General features: G+C 62.2%; 18 protein-coding genes. 11 read left to right on the forward strand and 7 right to left on the reverse strand.

Features of this window, described 5'->3' with window-relative positions; all coding sequences use genetic code 11:
* Positions 1 to 259 precede the first annotated feature (259 nt).
* Complete coding sequence (locus BOP93_RS21485) at positions 260 to 1,579, forward strand: MFS transporter (RefSeq protein WP_057723872.1); 1,320 nt, start codon at positions 260 to 262, stop codon at positions 1,577 to 1,579.
* A gap of 133 nt (positions 1,580 to 1,712) precedes the next feature.
* Positions 1,713 to 2,345, forward strand: coding sequence for a flavin reductase family protein (locus BOP93_RS21490; protein WP_104504582.1), 633 nt, complete (start codon positions 1,713 to 1,715; stop codon positions 2,343 to 2,345).
* 106 nt (positions 2,346 to 2,451) lie between these two features.
* On the opposite strand, the gene BOP93_RS21495 is transcribed toward BOP93_RS21490, so the two are convergent.
* Complete coding sequence (locus tag BOP93_RS21495; protein WP_104504583.1) at positions 2,452 to 2,685, reverse strand: hypothetical protein; 234 nt, start codon at positions 2,683 to 2,685, stop codon at positions 2,452 to 2,454.
* Between the two features lie 41 nt (positions 2,686 to 2,726).
* On the reverse strand, positions 2,727 to 3,068 hold the full coding sequence (locus BOP93_RS21500) for a putative quinol monooxygenase (RefSeq protein ID WP_065887569.1): 342 nt from the start codon (positions 3,066 to 3,068) through the stop codon (positions 2,727 to 2,729).
* Between the two features lie 326 nt (positions 3,069 to 3,394).
* Here BOP93_RS21500 and BOP93_RS21505 point away from each other — a divergent pair, with 326 nt between their 5' ends.
* Positions 3,395 to 4,324 carry an AraC family transcriptional regulator gene (locus BOP93_RS21505; RefSeq protein ID WP_065895103.1) on the forward strand — a complete coding sequence of 310 codons (930 nt, stop codon included), beginning with the start codon at positions 3,395 to 3,397 and terminating at the stop codon, positions 4,322 to 4,324.
* A gap of 119 nt (positions 4,325 to 4,443) precedes the next feature.
* Here the strand turns inward: BOP93_RS21505 and BOP93_RS21510 are convergent, their stop codons facing one another.
* The 4 genes from BOP93_RS21510 to edd all read right to left on the reverse strand — a co-directional run bounded on the left by BOP93_RS21510 (position 4,444) and on the right by edd (position 9,542).
* Positions 4,444 to 5,913 carry an ATP-binding protein gene (locus BOP93_RS21510; protein WP_104504584.1) on the reverse strand — a complete coding sequence of 490 codons (1,470 nt, stop codon included), beginning with the start codon at positions 5,911 to 5,913 and terminating at the stop codon, positions 4,444 to 4,446.
* Positions 5,903 to 6,637 carry a response regulator gene (locus tag BOP93_RS21515; protein WP_065887566.1) on the reverse strand — a complete coding sequence of 245 codons (735 nt, stop codon included), beginning with the start codon at positions 6,635 to 6,637 and terminating at the stop codon, positions 5,903 to 5,905. The genes BOP93_RS21510 and BOP93_RS21515 overlap by 11 nt, the downstream gene beginning before the upstream one ends.
* 125 nt (positions 6,638 to 6,762) lie before the next feature.
* Entirely contained in the window at positions 6,763 to 7,719 is a 957-nt protein-coding gene (locus tag BOP93_RS21520; RefSeq protein WP_104504585.1) for a glucokinase, read from the reverse strand.
* A complete protein-coding gene (gene edd, locus BOP93_RS21525) occupies positions 7,716 to 9,542 on the reverse strand; it encodes a phosphogluconate dehydratase (protein ID WP_104504586.1) in 1,827 nt (608 codons plus the stop codon). The genes BOP93_RS21520 and edd overlap by 4 nt, the downstream gene beginning before the upstream one ends.
* A 221-nt stretch (positions 9,543 to 9,763) precedes the next feature.
* Here edd and gap point away from each other — a divergent pair, with 221 nt between their 5' ends.
* From gap to BOP93_RS21560, 7 genes are all read left to right on the forward strand, one after another.
* Positions 9,764 to 10,765, forward strand: coding sequence for a type I glyceraldehyde-3-phosphate dehydrogenase (gene gap / locus BOP93_RS21530; protein WP_057704386.1), 1,002 nt, complete (start codon positions 9,764 to 9,766; stop codon positions 10,763 to 10,765).
* A 199-nt stretch (positions 10,766 to 10,964) separates the two neighbouring features.
* A complete protein-coding gene (locus BOP93_RS21535) occupies positions 10,965 to 11,483 on the forward strand; it encodes an RNA polymerase sigma factor (RefSeq protein WP_065895106.1) in 519 nt (172 codons plus the stop codon).
* 75 nt (positions 11,484 to 11,558) lie between these two features.
* The gene (locus BOP93_RS21540) at positions 11,559 to 12,527 is read left to right on the forward strand and encodes a FecR family protein (RefSeq protein WP_104504587.1); all 969 of its coding nucleotides are present in this window, start codon (positions 11,559 to 11,561) and stop codon (positions 12,525 to 12,527) included.
* Between the two features lie 117 nt (positions 12,528 to 12,644).
* Positions 12,645 to 15,209, forward strand: coding sequence for a TonB-dependent receptor (locus BOP93_RS21545; RefSeq protein ID WP_104504588.1), 2,565 nt, complete (start codon positions 12,645 to 12,647; stop codon positions 15,207 to 15,209).
* A 136-nt stretch (positions 15,210 to 15,345) separates the two neighbouring features.
* The gene (locus BOP93_RS21550) at positions 15,346 to 15,954 is read left to right on the forward strand and encodes a biliverdin-producing heme oxygenase (RefSeq protein ID WP_104504589.1); all 609 of its coding nucleotides are present in this window, start codon (positions 15,346 to 15,348) and stop codon (positions 15,952 to 15,954) included.
* A 95-nt stretch (positions 15,955 to 16,049) separates the two neighbouring features.
* Positions 16,050 to 16,451 carry a YbaN family protein gene (locus BOP93_RS21555; protein WP_104504590.1) on the forward strand — a complete coding sequence of 134 codons (402 nt, stop codon included), beginning with the start codon at positions 16,050 to 16,052 and terminating at the stop codon, positions 16,449 to 16,451.
* 138 nt (positions 16,452 to 16,589) lie between these two features.
* On the forward strand, positions 16,590 to 18,728 hold the full coding sequence (locus BOP93_RS21560; protein WP_104504591.1) for a methyl-accepting chemotaxis protein: 2,139 nt from the start codon (positions 16,590 to 16,592) through the stop codon (positions 18,726 to 18,728).
* A 123-nt stretch (positions 18,729 to 18,851) separates the two neighbouring features.
* Here BOP93_RS21560 and BOP93_RS21565 read toward each other — a convergent pair whose 3' ends face one another.
* Entirely contained in the window at positions 18,852 to 19,415 is a 564-nt protein-coding gene (locus BOP93_RS21565; RefSeq protein ID WP_065887556.1) for an NAD(P)H nitroreductase, read from the reverse strand.
* Between the two features lie 139 nt (positions 19,416 to 19,554).
* Between BOP93_RS21565 and BOP93_RS21570 the strand changes: the two genes are divergently transcribed.
* Positions 19,555 to 20,982 (forward strand): di-heme oxidoredictase family protein, encoded by a 1,428-nt coding sequence (locus BOP93_RS21570; RefSeq protein ID WP_104504592.1) that lies wholly within the window; start codon positions 19,555 to 19,557, stop codon positions 20,980 to 20,982.
* Positions 20,983 to 21,002 lie beyond the last annotated feature (20 nt).

Consider the following 21,002-nt stretch of genomic DNA (forward strand, 5'->3'; position numbering starts at 1 on the left):
GGTATCGGGGGCAAGCCCCCTCCCACATTTTGATTTGTGAACAAATTCAAGTGTGGGAGGGGGCTTGCCCCCGATGAGGCCCGCAGCCATAAGCGGATTTCCGCTCATTACCCCAAAACCATCAGCAACTTTCCGCTCAAAAAAATCTTGAAACCCTTCTATCCCGGGCCTTCATCCACCTGGCACAGCTTCTGCTATAGCCCAAGCCAGGCAGTGCTCAAGCACGCTTCATAAAAACAACTAGATGAAGGATCCTTCAATGGATAACTCCAATACCTTGCCTCTGGGGTCGGCGGCTGCGCCGGCGAAAGAACGCACGACCTCCAGCCGGATCAAATCGATCTTCAGCGGCTCCGTCGGCAACATGGTCGAGTGGTATGACTGGTACGTCTATGCCGCCTTCTCGCTGTACTTCGCCAAGACCTTCTTCCCCAAAGGCGACACCACCGCCCAATTGCTCAACACCGCCGCGATCTTCGCCGTGGGCTTTCTGATGCGCCCTATCGGCGGTTGGCTGATGGGCCTGTACGCCGACAAAGTCGGGCGTAAGAAAGCCTTGATGGCCTCGGTCTACCTGATGTGCTTCGGCTCACTGCTGATTGCCCTGAGCCCCAGTTATGAGCTCATCGGTATCGGTGCGCCCATCCTGCTGGTATTCGCCCGCTTGCTGCAGGGGCTGTCGGTGGGTGGCGAATACGGCACCTCCGCCACGTACCTCAGCGAGATGGCGACCAAGGAACGTCGTGGTTTCTATTCCAGCTTCCAGTACGTCACCCTGATCTCCGGCCAGCTCATCGCGCTGGGCGTGCTGATCGTGCTGCAGCAAACCCTGACCACCGAACAGCTGTATGCCTGGGGCTGGCGTATCCCGTTCGCCATCGGCGCCCTGTGTGCAGTGGTGGCGCTGTATCTGCGTCGCGGCATGGAAGAGACCGAGTCGTTCACCAAGAAGGAAAAAGCCAAGGAAAGCGCGATGCGCACCTTGATGCGCCACCCCAAGGAACTGCTCACCGTAGTCGGCCTGACCATGGGCGGCACCCTGGCGTTCTACACCTACACCACCTACATGCAGAAATACCTGGTGAACACCGTCGGCATGAGCATCTCCGATTCCACCACCATTTCGGCGGCGACGCTGTTCCTGTTCATGTGCCTGCAACCCCTGGTGGGCGGGCTGTCGGACAAGATCGGCCGGCGCCCGATCCTGATCGCCTTCGGCGTCCTCGGTACGCTGTTCACCGTGCCTATCCTCACCACCCTGCACACCATCCAGACCTGGTGGGGCGCGTTCTTCCTGATCATGGCCGCGCTGATCATCGTCAGCGGCTATACCTCGATCAATGCGGTGGTCAAGGCCGAGCTGTTCCCGACCGAAATCCGCGCCCTCGGCGTGGGCCTGCCGTATGCCCTGACCGTGTCAATCTTCGGCGGTACCGCTGAATACATCGCCCTGTGGTTCAAGAGCATCGGCATGGAGACCGGCTACTACTGGTACGTGACCGCGTGTATTGCGGTGTCGTTGCTGGTGTATGTGACCATGAAGGACACCCGCAAGCATTCCAGGATCACCACGGACTAAAAATGTGGGAGGGGGCTTGCCCCCGATGGCGGTGTATCGGTCATCTATACAGTGACTGAACCACCGATATCGGGGGCAAGCCCCCTCCCACATTGGATATGATGTGGGCTCCAGAATTGAGAGCAGACAGGCTATGTCCGACGATATCCACTTCTACGAACCCGCCAACGGCCACGGCCTGCCCCATGATCCGTTCAATGCCATCGTCGGCCCGCGCCCGATCGGCTGGATCTCGTCACACGACCGCGAAGGTCGCCTGAACCTGGCGCCTTACAGTTTCTTCAACGCGTTCAACTACGTCCCGCCGATCATCGGGTTTTCCAGCGTCGGGCGTAAAGACAGCCTGAACAATATCGAGCAGACCGGCGAGTTTGTGTGGAACCTGGCGACCCGCCCGCTGGCCGAGCAGATGAACCAGAGTTGCGCGGCTGTTTCGCCGGACGTGAATGAATTCGAACTGGCCGGCCTGACGCCGGTGGCTTCGAAAGTCGTCGGCGTACCGCGGGTGGGCGAGAGCCCGGTGTCGTTCGAATGCAAGGTGACGCAGATCATCCAGCTGCAACGCGCTGACCAGCAATTGGTCCCCAGCTGGCTGGTGCTGGGCGAAGTGGTCGCGGTGCATATTGCCAAGTGGCTGCTCAAGGATGGAATCTACGACACGGCCGCCGCCGAGCCGATTCTGCGCGGGGGTGGCCCGGCGGATTACTTCCAGCTGGGGCCGGAGGCGCTGTTCAAGATGTACCGACCAGGCGCCACAAAACCCTGACTGAAATGCAATCAAATGTGGGAGGGGGCTTGCCCCCGATGACTATGTATCAGTTGCAAATTTGCTGGCTGACAAACCGCTATCGGGGGCAAGCCCCCTCCCACATTCAGTCCCAAATCAGCTGGCCTTCCGCGTCCACATCGACCAGATACTCAAGGCGCGCCGCCGCCGCATCATCGGCATCGGACGCAGTCTTGAAGGTCTGACCTTCCAGGATCTTGTGAAATCGCGGAGCGCCCATGCCATCGAGTGCCTTGACGGCAACGGCGGCGCTGTAGCCACTCTCCCCCGGTACGACGGCGGAAACGGCTTCGTGGTGGGCAAACTGTTTACGTGCCATGTTGCAGGTCCTGGCCAATGAAAAGTCGGCCATTCTAACCCCTAACCGGCCAGTTGCAGGTACTCGCCGTAGGCGTTGACGGCGGATGCGTCGGTGAAGGTCTGGAAGTCCATGCTGCGCACGACCATGTCGTTCAACAACTCGGTGAAGATCATCAGGGCCGGGGAATTGAAGTAGGCGCTCATCGCCTGCTCGCTGCTCCATAAACCCGTGACCAACCACACATCGGGGTCGACCTGGGAATGCTGCAACGAAAATTGCAGGCAACCCTGAGCCTGTCGGCCCGGTTCGATCAAACTGCTCAAGCGTGCACCCAGCTCGGTGCTGCACCCGTTACGGGCACGGATAAAGGCCATATGGCTCGCGGGAATGGGGGTGGACATGTTCGACTCTCCCGTTGAGAAGTGATGCTCGGCAAGCACTGTGAGGGCGTGTTGCCACAGGATCAAAGATAGCGGCGCCGGTGTCGGCGCGGTTAGTCGATTCCTGCCGGCTTATTGCACAATCCTGCGAAAAGCGTAGGCAGGACGTTTGAGCTGGCGTTTTATTCCACGCCCTAACGGCTTGTTTCAGGGAGATGACAGCCGCTTTGCTTGCCTGATTCACGACAGGCCGCAGGATCAGGCAAGGATTGTGCAGAATCGACGTAACACTTTTAAAAACCCACCGCTAAGCTGAGCCCATCAAATTCGCGTGTAGAGGACGTCCCATGCCGTCGCCCGACCTCAAGCCCACTCCCCTCGATGCCGAGATGGAAAAGCAGCGTGCCGAACTGGCCAGCATCGTGCACCGCCATACCTGGGAAGACGGTTCCTACGGCACGGCGATCACCTCGCTGTACCTGAACCGCCACAACACGCCGCGCGACTTCATGCCGGTGCTGGTGGAGCCGGCATTGTGCATCCTGGCCAGTGGCAGCAAGGAAGTGCGCCTGGCCGACGAAATCTTCGCCTATGACCCGCTCAACTATCTGGTGTTCTCGGTGGCCATGCCGGTGGCCGGGCGGATTATCGAGGCCACGCCGGAAGACCCCAACCTGTCGGTGCGCATCAATATCGACCCGGCCCAACTCACCGCATTGATTGCCGAAGCCGGCCCGATGGGCGTGCCGTCGCGGCCTACCTCCCGTGGCATGTACGTCGATCGCATCGACAATCAACTGCTCGACGCCGTGCTGCGCCTGACGCGCCTGCTGGACACACCCAAAGATATCGCGATGCTCGCACCGCTGATCAACCGCGAAATTCTCTACCGCTTGCTGCGTGGCCCCCAAGGCTATCGCCTGTACGAAATTGCCGTCGCCAACAGCCAGAGCCATCGGGTGAGCCAGGCGATCAAGTGGTTGAACGGCAACTACGAACAGCCGCTGCGCATCGATGACCTGGCCCGGGAAGTGAACCTGAGTGTCTCGACCCTGCACCACCGTTTCAAGGCGATCACCGCCATGAGCCCGCTGCAATACCAGAAACAACTGCGCCTGCAGGAAGCTCGGCGACTGATGATTGCCGAAGGGCTGGAGGCCTCGGCGGCGGGGTATCGGGTAGGGTATGAGAGCCCGTCGCAGTTCAGCCGGGAGTACAGCCGGTTGTTTGGTGCGCCGCCACTTAGAGACCTGGCCAGGCTGCGCCAAAGCATCTGACCTGATGAAGATCAAAATGTGGGAGGGGGCTTGCCCCCGATGGCGGTGGGTCAGCCAATGTGTGGCTGACCCACCGCCATCGGGGGCAAGCCCCCTCCCACATTTGGTCCTGCGTATGTTCAGTCAAGGCCGCGGGGCAGCTGCAGGGTGACGCGCAGGCCGCCTTCGCGCAGGTTCTGCAAACTCACTTCGCCCCCATGGCTGTGGGCAATGTTGCGCGCAATGCCCAACCCCAGCCCATAGCCCTGCTGCTGCCCGGCCAGGCGAAAGTGGGGCTCGAACACTTGCTCCAGGCGCTGTTCCGGCACGCCGGGGCCTTCGTCGTCCACGTGCAGGATGAACTCGGCGCCATCGTCCTCGATGTGCAAATGGGCGTTTTGTCCGTATTTCAGCGCATTGTCGATCAGGTTGCCGATGCAGCGCTTGAGCGCCAGCGGCTTGCCCGGGTAGGTGGTCAGGGCCTGCCCGTGCTGGGTCACGCGCCCGTTGCCGTTGGGCGCGAGGTATGGCTCCACCAGACATTCAAGTACGTGGTTGAGGTCCACCGGCTGGATGTTCTCGTGGATATCGGTGTCTTTCACGCACTGCAGCGCGCCCTTGACCAGCAATTCCAGCTCATCCAGGTCACGCCCGAACTTGGTCTGCAGGTTCTCATCGTCGAGCAGTTCCACGCGCAGGCGCAGGCGCGTGATGGGTGTGCGCAGGTCGTGGGAGATGGCGCTGAACAACTGGCTGCGCTCGGTCAGGTAGCGGCTGATGCGCTCACGCATGGCATTGAACGCACGCCCCACTTCCACCACTTCACTGCCGCCGCCTTCAGCCACCGGCTCCACGTCCGCGCCCAGGGACATATCCCGCGCCGCCCGCGCCAGGCGCTTGAGCGGTCGGCTTTGCCAATGCACCAGCAGGCCGATAAACAGCAGCAGGAAACCGCTGGTCAACACAATAAACCACACCTGCTGGGCCGGCAGGCCCTGCTCTTCCAGGCTGGTGTAGGGTTCGGGCAACAGCGAGGCGATGTACAGCCATTCACCCTGCGCCAGCTGGATCTGGGTGACCAGCACCGGCGGGTTGACCGGCTCCAGGGTCAGCGCGTAGTGGGCCCAGGAGCGCGGCAGTTCGTCGAGCTTGAGGCCGGCATTGAAGATGCGCAGGTCTTCGGCGCTGACGAACTCCACCGAGATGTGCACATCGGCGCCGAGGGTCTGGCGCAACACGTCGTCCACAGCCACCAGCACCGCCTGCTTGCGCGGGGTTTCGGGCAATACCTGCATGTCCAGCGGACGATCATTGAGGGTCACCACAAAACGCGTGCCGCCCATGCTGCGCAACTGGTCGAGCACCAGCGGGCGATAGGCCACCGGCAATGAACGGAAGTAACTCACGCTGGCGGTCATCGAATGCGCCAGGCTACGGGCGCTGGTGACCAGGCCTTCCAACTGCGTGGCACGCAGCTGCGAGACCCAGATCACGCTGGACAGCGCCTGGGCGAACAACACGGCGAGCAAGGTCAGCAGCAACATGCGCCCCAGCAGCGAGCGGGGCACGGGAAAACGGCGGCGGCGTTCGCTCAGGTGTTCAGTGGGCATTGCCGGCAACCACGCTGGCTGCCAGTTGATAGCCGCTGCCGCGCACGGTGCGGATCAGCCGCGGAGGTTTCTCGGTATCGCGCAGGCGTTGGCGCAGGCGGCTGACGGCCATGTCGACGATACGGTCCAACGGCATCAGGTCGCGGCCACGGGTGGCGTTGCCGATGGTGTCGCGGTCGAGGATCTGTTGCGGGTGGTCGAGAAACAGCTTGAGCAAGGCAAAGTCGGCACCGGAGAGGATCACCTCTTCGCCGTCCACGTGAAACAGGCGATGGCTGACCGTATCCAGGCGCCATTCGTCGAACACCAGCACCTCGCCGCCACTGCTGCGCTCCTGGCCGAACTGGCAGCGACGCAGCAGCGCCTTGATCCGCGCCTGCAACTCGCGGGGGCTGAACGGCTTGCCGATATAGTCATCGGCGCCCAGCTCCAGGCCGATCACGCGATCGGCTTCGTCGGAACTGGCGGTGAGCATGATGATCGGCACCTGCGCCTGGCGCGGGTGCTGACGAACCCAGCGGCAGAGGCTGAAACCGTCTTCATCCGGCAACATCACATCGAGGATCACCAGGTCGCACGGCGCCTCGCTCATCGCCTGGCGAAACCCCGCGCCATCGGCCACGCCACGGACCTGGAAGCCGGCGCGACTGAGGTAGGTCTGCAGCAATTCGCGGATTTCCTGGTCGTCATCGACGAGGAGAATCGATTTACTGATTACGCTCACGGGGTCCTCCTTGTTGTTGTGGGTGTTCTTGAGGGCCTCATCGGGGGCAAGCCCCCTCCCACCTATCGATTTGTGAATACCTTCAAATGTGGGAGGGGGCTTGCCCCCGATAAGGCCCTCACAGCCTAAGCAAATGCCTGCTCAAGCGCCACACCCGCCCCGGTCAACCCGGAATACGGTGCCGTCACCAACCATACCGGAATGCCTTTGAAGTAGTGGCTCATGCAGCCCTTGTCGGCAAAGCTCCTGGCAAAACCGCTGTTGATAAAGAAGTCGGCAAACCTCGGTATCACCCCGCCCACGATGTACACGCCACCACGCCCGCCGGTGGTCAGCACGTTGTTGCCCGCCACCCGGCCCAGCCAGATGCTGAACTGGTCCAGGACTTCCATCGCCACCGGATCGCCGGCCAGGCCCGCCGCCGTGATGGCCTCGGGCGTGTCCAGCACCGGTGTGTGGCCGTCCACCGCACAGATCGCCCGGTACAGGCGCGGCAAACCGCCGCCGCTCAAGGCGGTTTCGGCGCTGACATGGCCGATCTCGCTGTGGATGTGCTGCCACAACTGGGTTTCGCGCGGGCTGCTCAAGGGCAGGTCGACATGGCCGCCCTCCCCCGGCAATGCCGCAAACCGTCCTGCGCCCAGGTCCAGCAGGGTGCCGACGCCCAGGCCGGTGCCCGGGCCGATCACCACCGCCGGACGCAACGGCTCCGGGGTGCCTTCGCACACCACGCGGAATTCGTCGGGCTGCAGGCGGGTCATGCCCAGGGCCATGGCCGAGAAGTCATTGACCAACAGCAATTCATCCACCTGCAACGCCTGGCAAAACGCGGTCTTGCTCAGGCGCCAGTGATTGTTGGTGAACTTGAATTCATCGCCGCTCACCGGCCCGGCCACCGACAGGCAAACTGCGCCGATATCGCCGATATTCAAGCCTTCTTCGGCCAGATAGAACCTGATCGCGTCTTCAGGGCTGGCGTAGTCCGCCGTGGCATGCACACGAATCGAATGCAATGCCTGATCCCGCCACAACGCAAAACGGGCGTTGGTACCCCCGATATCACCGACCAGCGCTAACTTCACTTAAGCGTCTCCAAGGCAGAGGTAAAGGCGCTGGCGCCCTGCTCTGCGGAGCTTGCGGCCAAGCGCATGAATGCAAACAACTCGCGACCGGCGCCCACGTTATTGCCCAACAGGCCAGTGGCAGGCGTACGCGCTGCAAATACGTCGGCGTCCACCTTAAGCTCCAGGGTGCCGGTGACGCCATCGACGCGAATGATATCGCCATCCTGGACCCGCGCCAGCGGCCCGCCGCTCTGGGCTTCGGGGTTGACGTGGATCGCGGCGGGAATCTTACCCGAGGCGCCGGACATGCGCCCGTCTGTTACCAACGCCACTTTGAAACCACGGTCCTGCAACACGCCGAGGAACGGGGTCATCTTGTGCAATTCGGGCATGCCGTTGGAACGCGGGCCCTGGAAGCGCATCACCGCAACGAAGTCTTTTTCCAGCAGGCCCGCCTTGAAGGCATCGGCCAGGTCCTGTTGATCCTGGAACACCACCGCCGGGGCTTCGACCACCTGATGCTCCGGTGCGACCGCAGACACTTTCATCACGCCACGGCCCAGGTTGCCTTCCATCACACGCAAGCCGCCTTCGGGCGAAAATGCACGGGCCACGGGACGCAGGATGGTTTCGTCGAGGCTTTCGATGGGGCCGTCGCGCCAGATCAGTTCGCCGTCGACCAGGAACGGCTCCTGGGTGTAACGGCTCAAGCCCTTGCCCGCCACGGTGTTGACGTCTTCGTGGAGCAGGCCGGCTTCGAGCAGTTCACGGATCAGGAACGACATGCCGCCCGCCGCCTGGAAGTGGTTGATGTCGGCCTTGCCGTTCGGGTAGACGTGAGACAGGGTCGGCACCACCTCGGAGAGGTCGGCCATGTCCTGCCAGGTCAGGATGATGCCCGCCGACATGGCGATGGCCGGCATGTGCAGGGTGTGGTTGGTGGACCCGCCCGTGGCGTTGAGGGCGACGATGGAGTTGACGATGGATTTTTCGTCGACAATCTCGCCGATCGGCGTGAAGTTGCCGTTGGCCTTGGTCAGGCGCGTGACCTGGTGCGCGGCCTCGCGGGTCAATGCATCACGCAGCGGCGTGTACGGGTTGACGAACGAGGCACCCGGCAGGTGCAGGCCCATGACTTCCATCAACAGTTGGTTGGTGTTGGCGGTGCCGTAGAAGGTGCAGGTGCCGGGGCTGTGGTAGGACTTCATCTCCGACTCCAGCAGCTCTTCACGGCTGGCCTTGCCTTCGGCGTAGCGCTGGCGCACATCGGCCTTCTGCTTGTTGGAGATACCTGACGGCATCGGCCCGCCGGGCACAAAGATCATCGGCAGGTGACCGTAGCGCAGCGCGCCCATCATCAGGCCGGGGACGATCTTGTCGCAGATGCCCAGCATCAGCGCGGCGTCGAACATGTTATGGGACAGCGCTACCGCCGTGGACATGGCGATGACTTCACGGCTGAGCAGGCTCAGTTCCATGCCCGGCTCGCCCTGGGTCACGCCGTCGCACATGGCCGGGGTGCCGCCGGCGAACTGGCCGACCGAGCCGACTTCGCGCAGGGCTTTTTTGATCTGTTCAGGGAAATGTTCGTACGGCTGATGCGCCGAGAGCATGTCGTTATATGAAGAAACAATTGCCACGTTGGCGGCATTCATCATGCGCAGGCTGTTTTTGTCCTCGGTGCCGCAACCGGCCACGCCATGGGCAAAATTGGCGCACTGCAGCTTGCCGCGCATCGGACCGTCGCTGGCGGCGCCACGAATGAGCGCAAGGTAGGCCTGGCGGGTGGCGCGGCTGCGGGCGATAAGCCGTTCGGTGACCTCAAGAACGCGGGGATGCATGTATAGAACTCCAGGCTAACGGATGTGGCGACCTGAGAGTCTATGCTGATCAAACGCCCACGGCTCATGGGATGGCAGGGGGTCGTTTGGATCATCGGACCAGTTGATTCAGGTCACTCGTTGTAGATTGAACAAAATATTGCCACTAAAAAGGCTTGTTTTCTATTTTTATGCGAATAATCTTGTAATTCTTACAACAAATCGACGATAGGCACCTTCCAATGACTCTACGTATCGCAATCAATGGTTTTGGCCGTATCGGCCGTAATGTCCTGCGCGCACTGTATACCCAAGGCTACCGCCAGGATTTGCAGATCGTCGCCATCAACGACCTGGGCGACAGTTCGATCAATGCCCACCTGCTCAAATACGACACCGTACATGGCACATTCGACGCAGAGGTCGCTCACGATCAGGAAAGCCTGACCGTCAACGGCGACCGGATTGCCGTGAGTGCCATTCGCAACCCGGCCGACCTGCCGTGGGCCGCGCACAAGATCGACGTGGTGTTCGAATGCACCGGTCTGTTCACCGACCGTGACAAGGCTGCCGCCCATATCAGCGCCGGCGCGCGCAAGGTGATCATCTCCGCCCCGGCCAAAGGCGCGGACGCGACCGTGGTCTACGGCGTGAACCATGACATTCTGCGTCAGTCGCACCAGATCATCTCCAATGCTTCGTGCACCACCAACTGCCTGGCGCCGGTCGCCCAGGTGCTGCACCGCGAACTGGGCATCGAAAGCGGCCTGATGACCACCATTCACGCCTACACCAACGACCAGAACCTGACCGACGTCTACCACACCGATCCGTACCGCGCGCGTTCGGCCACCCAGAACATGATCCCGAGCAAGACCGGCGCCGCCGAAGCCGTCGGCCTGGTATTGCCGGAACTGGCGGGCAAGCTGACCGGCATGGCCGTGCGCGTGCCAGTGATCAACGTGTCGCTGGTGGACCTCACCGTACAGCTGAAAAAAGAAGCCACGGCCGACGAAGTCAACGCGCTGTTGAAACAGGCCAGCCAGCACTCGAAGATCCTCGGCTACAACACACTGCCGCTGGTTTCCAGTGACTTCAACCATAACCCGCTGTCGTCGATCTTCGATGCCAACCACACCAAGGTCAGCGGCAAGCTGCTCAAGGTGCTGGCCTGGTATGACAACGAATGGGGCTTCTCGAACCGGATGCTGGATAACTGCCTGGCGCTGTGTAACGCCGAGTAATCCCTCTGGGATCTCGCTTGTGTGGGAGGGGGCTTGCTTCCGATAGCGGTGGGTCAGCTACAGGTAAGCTGGCTGATACGCCGTCATCGGGGGCAAGCCCCCTCCCACATTTGCTTTGCGCGGGGCCGCAGAAATCGCCACTTGCCATTTCAGTTGATGATAAGCATTATCATTCACTGCATGTCAGTCTGGTATCACCGTGAGCCAATCTCGCTTCAACCACGTCTTTCTCGCCCAACGGGTGATCCTGCTGCGCACGCTGCAGCGCATGGTGAATAACCACAGCACCGCCGAGGACCTGTTGCAGGAAACCTACCTGCGCGTGACTCGGGCCTTGAGTGAACGGCCGATCGACCATCTTGAACCCTTCGTCTACCAGACCGCGCGCAACCTGGCGCTGGACCATCTGCGTTCGCGCAGGATCCAGGCCCGCACCCTGCAGGAAGATGTCCCGCTGGATATCCTGCAAAGCGTCGCCGCCCCCATCAGCACGCCCGAAGACGCCACCCAGGCCGAGCAATTGCTTGAGCACCTGAGCGTCAGCCTGGGCCAGTTGAGCGCACGCCAGCAACGCATCTTCATCCTCAGCCGCCTGCACGGTTGCAGCTACCAGGAGATTGCCGATCAGTTGCAGGTGTCCTTGAGCACGGTGCAAAAGGAACTGAAATTGATCATGGCCATCTGTGTAGGTGTGGCCGAACGGTTGGATCAGCCTTAAGCTCCATCCGACAGAGGTATCGATCCAGGCTGTAGGAAATAATGAATAAAACGTGGCGAAGACCCGAGGAACACCGTGACGGACCCGAATAAACTGCGCCTCCAAGAGCTGGCTCATGAGGTGCTGCAAGACACGGCCATGGACCAAGCGCTCGATTGGCTGATCGCCTTGCAGTGCCCGCAACCCGGCCAGCAAGCCGCCTTCCAGGCCTGGCTGGCGCAGGACGCGGCGCATGCCCATGCGTTCAGCAAGGCCCAGTCCGCCTGGGGTGGCGCGCCGGTGCACAGCGCCGCCGTGGCGTTGGCCGCGCCGCGCAGACCGAGCGTCTGGCGCCGGGTCAAACCCCATTGGAAACCCCTGGCCACCGCTGCCGTGCTGCTGCTCGGCCTGTTCAGCTTCAGCAACCTGCCGGTACGCCTGCAGGCCGACCACCTCACCGTGGTCGGTGAGCGCCAGCGCCTGCAACTGGATGACGGCTCCAACGTACTGCTGAACACCAATTCGGCGTTTTCCAGCCGTATCCAGGATCACCAGCGCATCGCCCGCCTCTACCAGGGCGAAGCGTTCTTCGACATCGCCCCCGCCCGTGGCCTGCCGCTGGAAATCGACGCCGGCCCGGTGCGCGCCAGCGTGCGCGACACCGCCTTTGCCGTGCGCTATCTGGACGGCGAAGCCCAGGTGCAAGTGCAACGCGGTGATGTCGACCTGAGCAATACCTTCGACGACGCCCGGGTGCGCCTGAGTGCCGGCCAAAGCATTCGCGTCGGCCCCAAGGGCTTTAGTCAGCCGGCCAAGCTGGACGCCGGCAAGGACCTGGCCTGGGTCCAGGGCCGACTGGTGTTCGAAAACTGCCCGATGAGCGAAGTGCTGGCGGAGTTACGCCGCTATTACCCGGGCTGGATCGTCAACACCAACGACAAGCTCGCCAGCGTCGCCGTCACCGGAAACTATCGCCTCGACCAACCGTTGGACGTGGTGCGTTCCCTGGCCCACATCACCTCGGCCAAGCTGTCGGAATACCCGGCTCTGGTGATTTTGAACTGAATGAGAAATATTTTTACTCGATGTTAACCGGCGATACGTCTCGTTATAGCCAATGCAACTGATTCCTATTTGGTTTCGGTTCGCAACTATAAGATTCGTATTTGCGGAGCGCTCTCGATGTCCTCTCGTTTCAACCGCCGGTCTTGTTCCCCCGTTCTGTCCTTGCTGACCGCCGCCATCCTGCTGGCCGGCGTGCCGGCAATGGCCGCCACTGCCGCCGAACCTGCGCCGCGCAGCCACGGCAACTACCACTTCAGCATCGAACAGCAGCCGCTGGTGGCGGCGCTGAACGCGTTTACCGGCGTGACCGGCTGGCAAGTCGGCCTGCCGGCCGAGTTGGGCCAGGGTGTGTCGTCCCCGGGCGTGCGCGGTGCGTTGTCGCCGGAGAAAGCGCTGGAGCGGCTGTTGGTGGGGACCAACCTGAGCTACCGCAAACTGGGCAACAATAACATCGTCCTGGAGAAACGCGCCGCCGGCAGCGCCCTCACCCTGCAGCAAGTGACCATCAGCGCCACCCGTACCGAGCAGGCTGTCGACAGCGTACCGAGCATGGTCAGCGTGCACGACCGCCAGGAACTGGACCGCCAGAACGTCAACAACAGCCGTGAGCTGGTGCGCTACGAACCGGGCGTGTCCGTGGGCGGCGCCGGCACCCGCTCGGGCAACGCGGGCTATAACATTCGCGGTATCGACGGCGACCGCATTCTGACCCAGGTCGATGGCGTGGAAGTGCCGGACAGCTTCTTCAACGGTCCCTACGCCAAGACCCGGCGCAACTACGTCGACCCGGAAATCGTCAAGCGCGTGGAGATCCTGCGCGGCCCGGCGTCGGCCCTGTACGGCAGCAGCGCCATCGGTGGCGCAGTGAGTTATTTCACCCTCGACCCGGATGACATCATCAAGCCCGGCCAGGACGTCGGCGCGCGCCTGAAAACCGGCTACAGCTCCGCCGACGAAAGCTGGCTGACCTCCGCCACCGTCGCCGGCCGCGTGCAGGATGTCGATGGCTTGCTGCACCTGAGCCAGCGCAACGGCCACGAAACCGAATCCTATGATGGCAACAACGCCACCGGCCTCGCCCGCACCGGCGCCAACCCGGAAGACGCGCGCACCACCAACGTGCTGGCCAAACTGGGCTGGAATTATGGCGACGACAACCGCCTGGGCCTGACCTACGAAAAATACAAGGATGATCGCGACGTCAACCTCAAGAATGCGGTAGGCGGCCCGTTCATTGGTGGCCGTGGTTTCAACCTGTACCGTGACCGTCGCGGCAACGACACCATTACCCGCGAACGCTTCGGCCTGGAGAACAGCTTCGCCCTCGAGTCGCCGATCGCCGACCGCATCAAGACCAGCCTCAATTACCAGATCGCCAAGACCGACCAGACGACCGCTGAAATCTATCAGTCCGGCCGCCGTGTCTTGCGCACCCGCGACACGCTGTACGAAGAAAAGCAGTGGGTCTTCGATGCACAGCTGGACAAGGCCTTCAGCCTCGGTGACACCGATCATCAGGTGACCTACGGCACCACCCTCAAGCAGCAGAAAGTCACAGGCTCGCGTGAAGGCAGCGCCACTTGTCTCGCGGTAGGCAGCGGCTGCACCGCCATCGGCGCGCCCAGCCCGTCGGCCAGCGACAGTGTGAAAAAATCCAGCGACTTCCCCGACCCGACCATCAACACCTATTCGCTGTTCGCCCAGGACCAGATCTCCTGGGACAACTGGACCTTCCTGCCCGCCGTGCGCTACGACTACACCCGGCTCAAGCCCAAGCTGACCGAGGAATTCCTCAGCACTGTGAACCCCACCGGCGAGTATGCGGTCGACGGCAAGGACAAAACCTGGCACCGCGTCACGCCCAAGTTCGGCCTGACCTATGCCCTGACCGATCAATACACCTGGTTCGGCCAATACGCCGAAGGTTTCCGCACGCCGTCCGCCAAAGCGCTGTACGGCCGCTTCGAAAACCTCAACCTTGGCTACACCGTGGAGCCCAACCCCGACCTCAAGCCGGAAACCAGCAAAGGCATCGAAACCGGGCTTCGCGGCAAGTTCGACGAAGGTTCGTTCGAAATCGCGGTGTTCTATAACAAATACCGCGACTTCATCGACGAAGACAACGCAGTGGTCGGCGGTACCGTCGAGCAGTTCCAGGCGGTGAATATCAAACGCGCCACCATCAAAGGCGCCGAAGCCAAGGGCCGCCTGAACCTGGACGCATTCGGCGCGCCGCAGGGCCTGTACGCCCAAGGCGCGATTTCCTATGCCCATGGCCGCAACGACGACAACGGCGAGCCGCTCAACAGCGTCAACCCGCTCAAGGGCGTATTCGGCCTGGGCTACGATCAGGACAACTACGGTGGCCTGGTGAGCTGGACCCTGGTCAAGAAACAGAACCGCGTCGACAGCAGCACCTTCCACGCCCCCGACGGCGACACCAGCGGCCCGTTCAAGACGCCGGGCTTCGGCATTCTTGACCTGACCGCCTACTACAAGGTCACCAACGACGTGACCGTCAACGGCGGCATCTACAACCTCACCGACAAGAAGTACTGGAACTGGGATGACGTGCGCAGCTACGACAGCGTCGGCGAAGCCGCAGTGACCGGCCCGGCCAACCTTGATCGGCTGACCCAGCCGGGACGCAACTTTGCGATCAACCTGATCTGGGACATCTGAGGAAACCTGCCGCACCTCGCCGCGATGATCGTGCGGCGAGGTGAGGATTTTTTACTGTGCCGCGTCTCCCTGTTCGTCTAGTTGATAACCGCTCTCTTTAGAGCCACAAGGCGCTACCCCCCTCAAGGATTTTTTCATGACCGCATCTCCTACCGCAGAACGTCCAGCCCTGCGCTCCCAGCGCCTGAACCAGATCACCCATGAGCCGCACACCAGGCTCGACGCACTGGTCAAGGCGCACGCCCCGTTTGAGACCCAGGCCAACTTCGCCCGCTTCGTGGTGGCGCAGTACCTGTTCCAATCGGAGCTGGTCGCGCTGTACAACGATGCCGAACTGAACCGGATCATCCCGGACCTGGCCGAGCGCTGCCGCGCAGAAGCCGCCAGACTCGACCTGGGCGACCTCGACACCGACGTACCCGCGCCGATCGCCGGTGCCGTGAGCAACCCGGACAAGGCCCAAGCCCTGGGCTGGCTGTTCGTCTCCGAGGGCTCCAAACTGGGCGCCGCCTTCCTGATCAAACGGGCCGTGGGCCTGGGCCTGAGCGAAACCTTCGGTGCCCGCCACCTGGGCGAACCGGCGGGCGGTCGCGCCGAGGGCTGGAAACGCTTCACTCGCATCCTCGACGGCCTGCAGTTCAGCGCCGAAGAAGAAGCCGCGGTGGAAAAAGGCGCAATCGATGCGTTTGTACGCTTCACCGTATTGCTGGAACAGGCGTACGCTACGGCCCCTGAACTGGCCTGACCTACTGATTGAAATGCAATCAACTGTGGGAGGGGGCTTGCCCCCTCCCACAGTTGGAACGCATTTCACATTGTTTTTCTGTGATAACCCTACCTATGACCGGCAAAACCCAATCCACCTCCAGGATCGCACAGATCCTCTACGGCCTGCTGGCCTACGTCAGCCTGGGGATCGGCCTGGTGGCGATTGTCGTACCGGGTTTGCCCACCACCGAATTCATCCTGCTGGCCGCCTGGGCCGCGACCAAAAGCTCACCGCGCCTGAGCGCCTGGCTGGAAAACCACCGTCTGTTCGGGCCGATCCTGTTCAACTGGCGCAATGGCAAGATCATCGCGCGCCGGGCCAAAGTCAGCGCCACCGTGAGCATGGTGCTGTGCGCCGTGCTGATGCTGGTAATGCTCGACCATGGCTGGCCGATCTACCTGGCCATCGCCGGCATGGGCCTGGGCAACCTGTGGATCTGGTCCCGCCCCGAGCAGCTTGCACCGCCCGTATAACGCTGCGTACAGGCGTTTTCCTACCGCTCATCGTCTGCCACTCATGAATTGATTTGTTACGCCGATGTTTCAGGCATGACGCCGAACGGACTTGGCACTTTTGCGTGCATCTCAACAAGTCCATTCGTGAGTGAACCTATGTTCGACACCTTCTCCATCCGCCTGAAAATCGTGCTGCTGTCCGGCCTCTGCCTGCTGGGGGTCATCGCACTGGTGGTCGGCATCAACATTTACAACACCAACCAGAACGATCAACTGGTGAGTGATTCAAGCTCACGCATGCTGACTGCCGGCGTGGAACAGTTGCTGCAAGCCAAGGCGGCCGAACAGGCCGTACAGTTGCAGAAAACCTTCAACGAAAACCTGCTGGCGGTCACCGCCCTCGCCGACCAGATCAAAGACCTGCGCACCCTCGGGACCAAGCGTTCCCTGGAAGCCGGCGTCCTGCGCGAAGAACTCAACCAGAGCGTCAAAACCGCTTTCGAGCGCAACACCAAGGTGCTGGGCATCTGGCTGTCGTTCGAACCCAACGCACTGGATGGCAAGGACAGCGAATTCATTGACGACAAGGCCCGCGTTTCCAACGAAAAAGGCCGCTTCTCCAGCTACTGGAGCCGCGCCGCCGGCGAAGGCCTGAACACGGTCATGGTCGAGGAAGACCTGACCAAGACCACCCTCAACCTCAGCGGTACGCCCTACAACATTTGGTACACCTGCCCCCGGGACACGCGCACCACATGCCTGCTGGACCCGTACGAAGACACGGTGGCCGGTAAACCCGTGCTGATGACCACTATCTCCCTGCCGTTGATCGTCGACGGCAAAGTGATTGGCGTTGTCGGCGTCGATATTGCCCTCAATACCCTGCAGGCCGTCACCGATGCCGCGCAGAAAACCGTGTTCGACGGCGCAGCACACGTGGAGGTCCTCTCCAGCACGGGGCTGATCGCCGCCTACAGCGGTGAGCCGGCCAAAGTGGGCAAGAACCTGATAGACACCCTTGGCGCCGAGGGCAAAGAGATCGTGCAACTGCTTGCCAACGATCGCCCGATGATCCGCGAGCAGGACGAGACCATTCGTGTCGTATACCCCGTCAAGCCGATTGCCGACGCCAAATCCTGGGGGGTGGTGATCAAGCTGCCCAAAGCGGTGATGCTGGCCGATAACGTGAAACTGCAAGCTGTGCTTGACGACGCCCAGGCGGCCGGCACCCTCAAGGCCTTGCTGGTCGCCGCCGCCGCTGCCCTGCTGGGCCTGCTGCTGGTGTGGCTGACCGCCACGGGCGTGACCCGGCCGATCAACAGCGTGGCCGCCATGCTCAAGGACATCGCCAGCGGCGACGGCGACCTCACCCAGCGCCTGGCCTATAGCAAAAAAGACGAACTGGGTGAGTTGGTGAACTGGTTCAACCGCTTCCTCGACAAGCTGCAACCGACCATCGCGCAGATCAAGCAAAGCATCACCGAAGCGCGCGGCACGGCCGACCAGTCCTCGGCCATTGCGCGCCAGACCAGCGAAGGCATGCAGGTGCAATTTCGCGAGATCGACCAGGTGGCCACCGCGTCCAATGAAATGAGCGCCACCGCCCATGACGTCGCCAACAGCGCCTCCAATGCCGCCAGCGCGGCACGCGGCGCGGATCAGTCGGCACGCGAAGGCATGTCGATCATCGAACAAAGCACCCGCGATATCACTTCGCTTGCCGAGGAAGTCAGCAAGGCCGTCGGCGAAGTCGAGGCGTTGGCCGTCAATAGCGAACAGATCGGTTCAGTCCTGGAAGTGATCCGCAGCATTGCCGAACAGACCAACCTGCTGGCCTTGAACGCGGCGATCGAAGCGGCACGCGCCGGGGAAAGCGGACGTGGTTTTGCGGTGGTGGCCGACGAAGTGCGCAACCTGGCCAAACGTACCCAGGACTCGGTAGAGGAAATTCGCCTGGTGATCGAACGGATCCAGAACGGCACCCGTGGCGTGGTGGCGACCATGCACTCGAGCCAGCAACAAGCGCAAAGCAATGCCGGGCAGATCCACGAAGCGGTAAAGGCCCTGGGCAAGATCAGCGATGCTGTGACGGTGATCAGCGACATGAACCTGCAAATCGCCAGCGCCGCCGAGGAGCAGAGCGCGGTGGCCGAAGAGGTCAATCGCAACGTCTCGGCGATCCGCACCGTGACCGAAACCCTCACCGGCCAGGCCACCGAGTCGGCGGCCATCAGCAGCCAGCTCAACGCCCTGGCCAGCCAGCAGATGAAGTTGATGGATCAGTTCAGGGTGTAAGAAACAGAGCAGGTCCAATGTGGGAGGGGGCTTGCCCCCGATAGCGGTGTATCAGTCAATAAATGGGTGGCTGACACACCGCATCGGGGGCAAGCCCCCTCCTACATGTTGACCGCGTACCGCTTAAAGACCGGTCCAGGCCTGGACGAACGCCGCCACATCCTCCTTCGGCGCCGTGCGCGGCGGGTTTTGCGGCGTGCCCAGGTACAGGAAGCCGATCACTTCTTCATCTGCGCTCAGCCCCAGCCCTTTGGCCACATGGGCCGAATAGGACAACTCACCGGTGCGCCACACCGCGCCAATCCCCTGGGCATACGCCGCCAGCAGAATGCCGTGAGCCGCACAGGCGGCTGCCAGCAATTGTTCGGACTTCGGCACTTTGAAATGCTCCTGCAGGCGCGCAATCACCACCACCACCAGCGGCGCCCGCAACGGGCCGTTCTGGGCCTTGTCGATGGCGGCTTGCGGGGCGTCGGCATCCTGCAAGCGCGCGGCTTCGGCCAGCAACGTGCCCATGCGCTCACGGGCCGGGCCTTCCACGGTGAGGAAACGCCACGGGCGTAACTGTCCGTGGTCGGGCGCGCGCATGGCGGCGGCGAACAGCACATCGCGCTGCTCCTGGGTCGGTGCCGGTTCCAGCAAGCGCGGCACGGAAACACGGTTGAGCAAAGCGTCGAGAGCCTGCATTGGCCACCTCCAGAAAAAAATGTACGGTCATTCTAGCGGAATGCATCGGGCTGCCACCAAACGATAATTGCTCTTATTCAAACTGCCCTGCCCTGTTAGACTTTGCCACCGGATTTTTCGCCTTCGTTCAGGAAACTCGATGTTCCGTTCGCTACTACGCCTGTGCGCAGCATTGATGGCCCTGGGCCTGACTGCCTGCGACGACGCCCCCAGGTTTACCCAGGCTGAGCCGGGTGAAGCGCGGGCCGGCGGCGCGGCGACCGTGAACAAGCGCGACCAGAACGCGTTCTCCCTGCCCTCGGCCAACCTGGCGCCTACCCGCCGTCTGGACTTCAGCGTCGGCAACAGTTTCTTTCGCAGCCCCTGGGTGATCGCGCCCTCGACCACCACTGCACGTGACGGCCTGGGCCCGCTGTTCAATACCAACGCCTGCCAGAACTGTCACATCAAGGACGGCCGGGGCCACCCACCGCTGGCCGATGCGCCCAATGCGGTCTCGATGCTGGTGCGCCTGTCAATTCCGGATGCGCCTGCCTACGCCAAACTCATCGAGCACATCGGCGTGGTGCCCGAGCCGGTGTACGGCGGCCAACTGCAGGACATGGCTGTGCCGGGCGTGGCGCCGGAAGGCAAGGTGCGCGTCGATTACACGCCGGTCAATGTCAGGTTCAAGGACGGTACGGTGGTCGAGCTGCGCAAGCCCGAGCTGCAGATCACCCAGCTTGGCTATGGCCCGATGCACCCCGACACGCGCTTTTCTGCGCGCATCGCGCCGCCGATGATCGGCCTGGGTTTGCTCGAAGCCATCAGCGACGCCGATATCCTGCGCAACACCGACCCGAAAACCGCCGACCGTGAAGCCATCGTCGGTCGGGCGAATCAGGTATGGGATGACGCCGAGCAAAAAACCGTCTTAGGTCGATTCGGCTGGAAAGCCGGGCAACCCAACCTCAATCAACAAAATGTTCACGCGTTTTCCGGTGATATGGGCCTCACCACCTCCTTGAGACCTTTCGATGACTGCACCGACGCCCAGGCGGCCTGCAAACGGGCGCCCAACGGCAACGGCCCCGAGGGCGAGCCGGAAGTGAGCGACAACATCCTGCGCCTGGTGCTGTTCTATACGCGTAACCTCGCCGTGCCGGTGCGCCGCGACGTCAACGCGCCGCAGGTGCTGGCCGGCAAGAACCTGTTCTACCAGGCCGGCTGCCAGGGCTGTCACAAGCCGACGTTCACCACGGCCGCCTCTGCCTCCGAACCCGAACTGGCCAATCAAGTGATCCGCCCCTACAGCGACTTGCTGCTGCACGACATGGGCGAAGGCCTTGCCGACAACCGTACCGAATTCAAGGCCGGCGGCCGCGACTGGCGTACCCCGCCGTTGTGGGGCATCGGCCTGACGCAAACCGTGAGTGGTCACACCCAGTTTCTGCATGACGGCCGCGCCCGCAACCTGCTCGAAGCCGTGCTCTGGCACGGCGGCGAGGCGCAAGCGGCGCAGCAGCATGTGTTGTCGTTCAACGCCGAGCAGCGCGCCGCGTTGCTGGCGTTCCTGAATTCTCTATAAGCTTTGCCCCAATTACAGAA

The organism is Pseudomonas orientalis, assembly GCF_002934065.1.
Classification (GTDB): Bacteria; Pseudomonadota; Gammaproteobacteria; order Pseudomonadales; family Pseudomonadaceae; genus Aquipseudomonas; species Aquipseudomonas orientalis_A.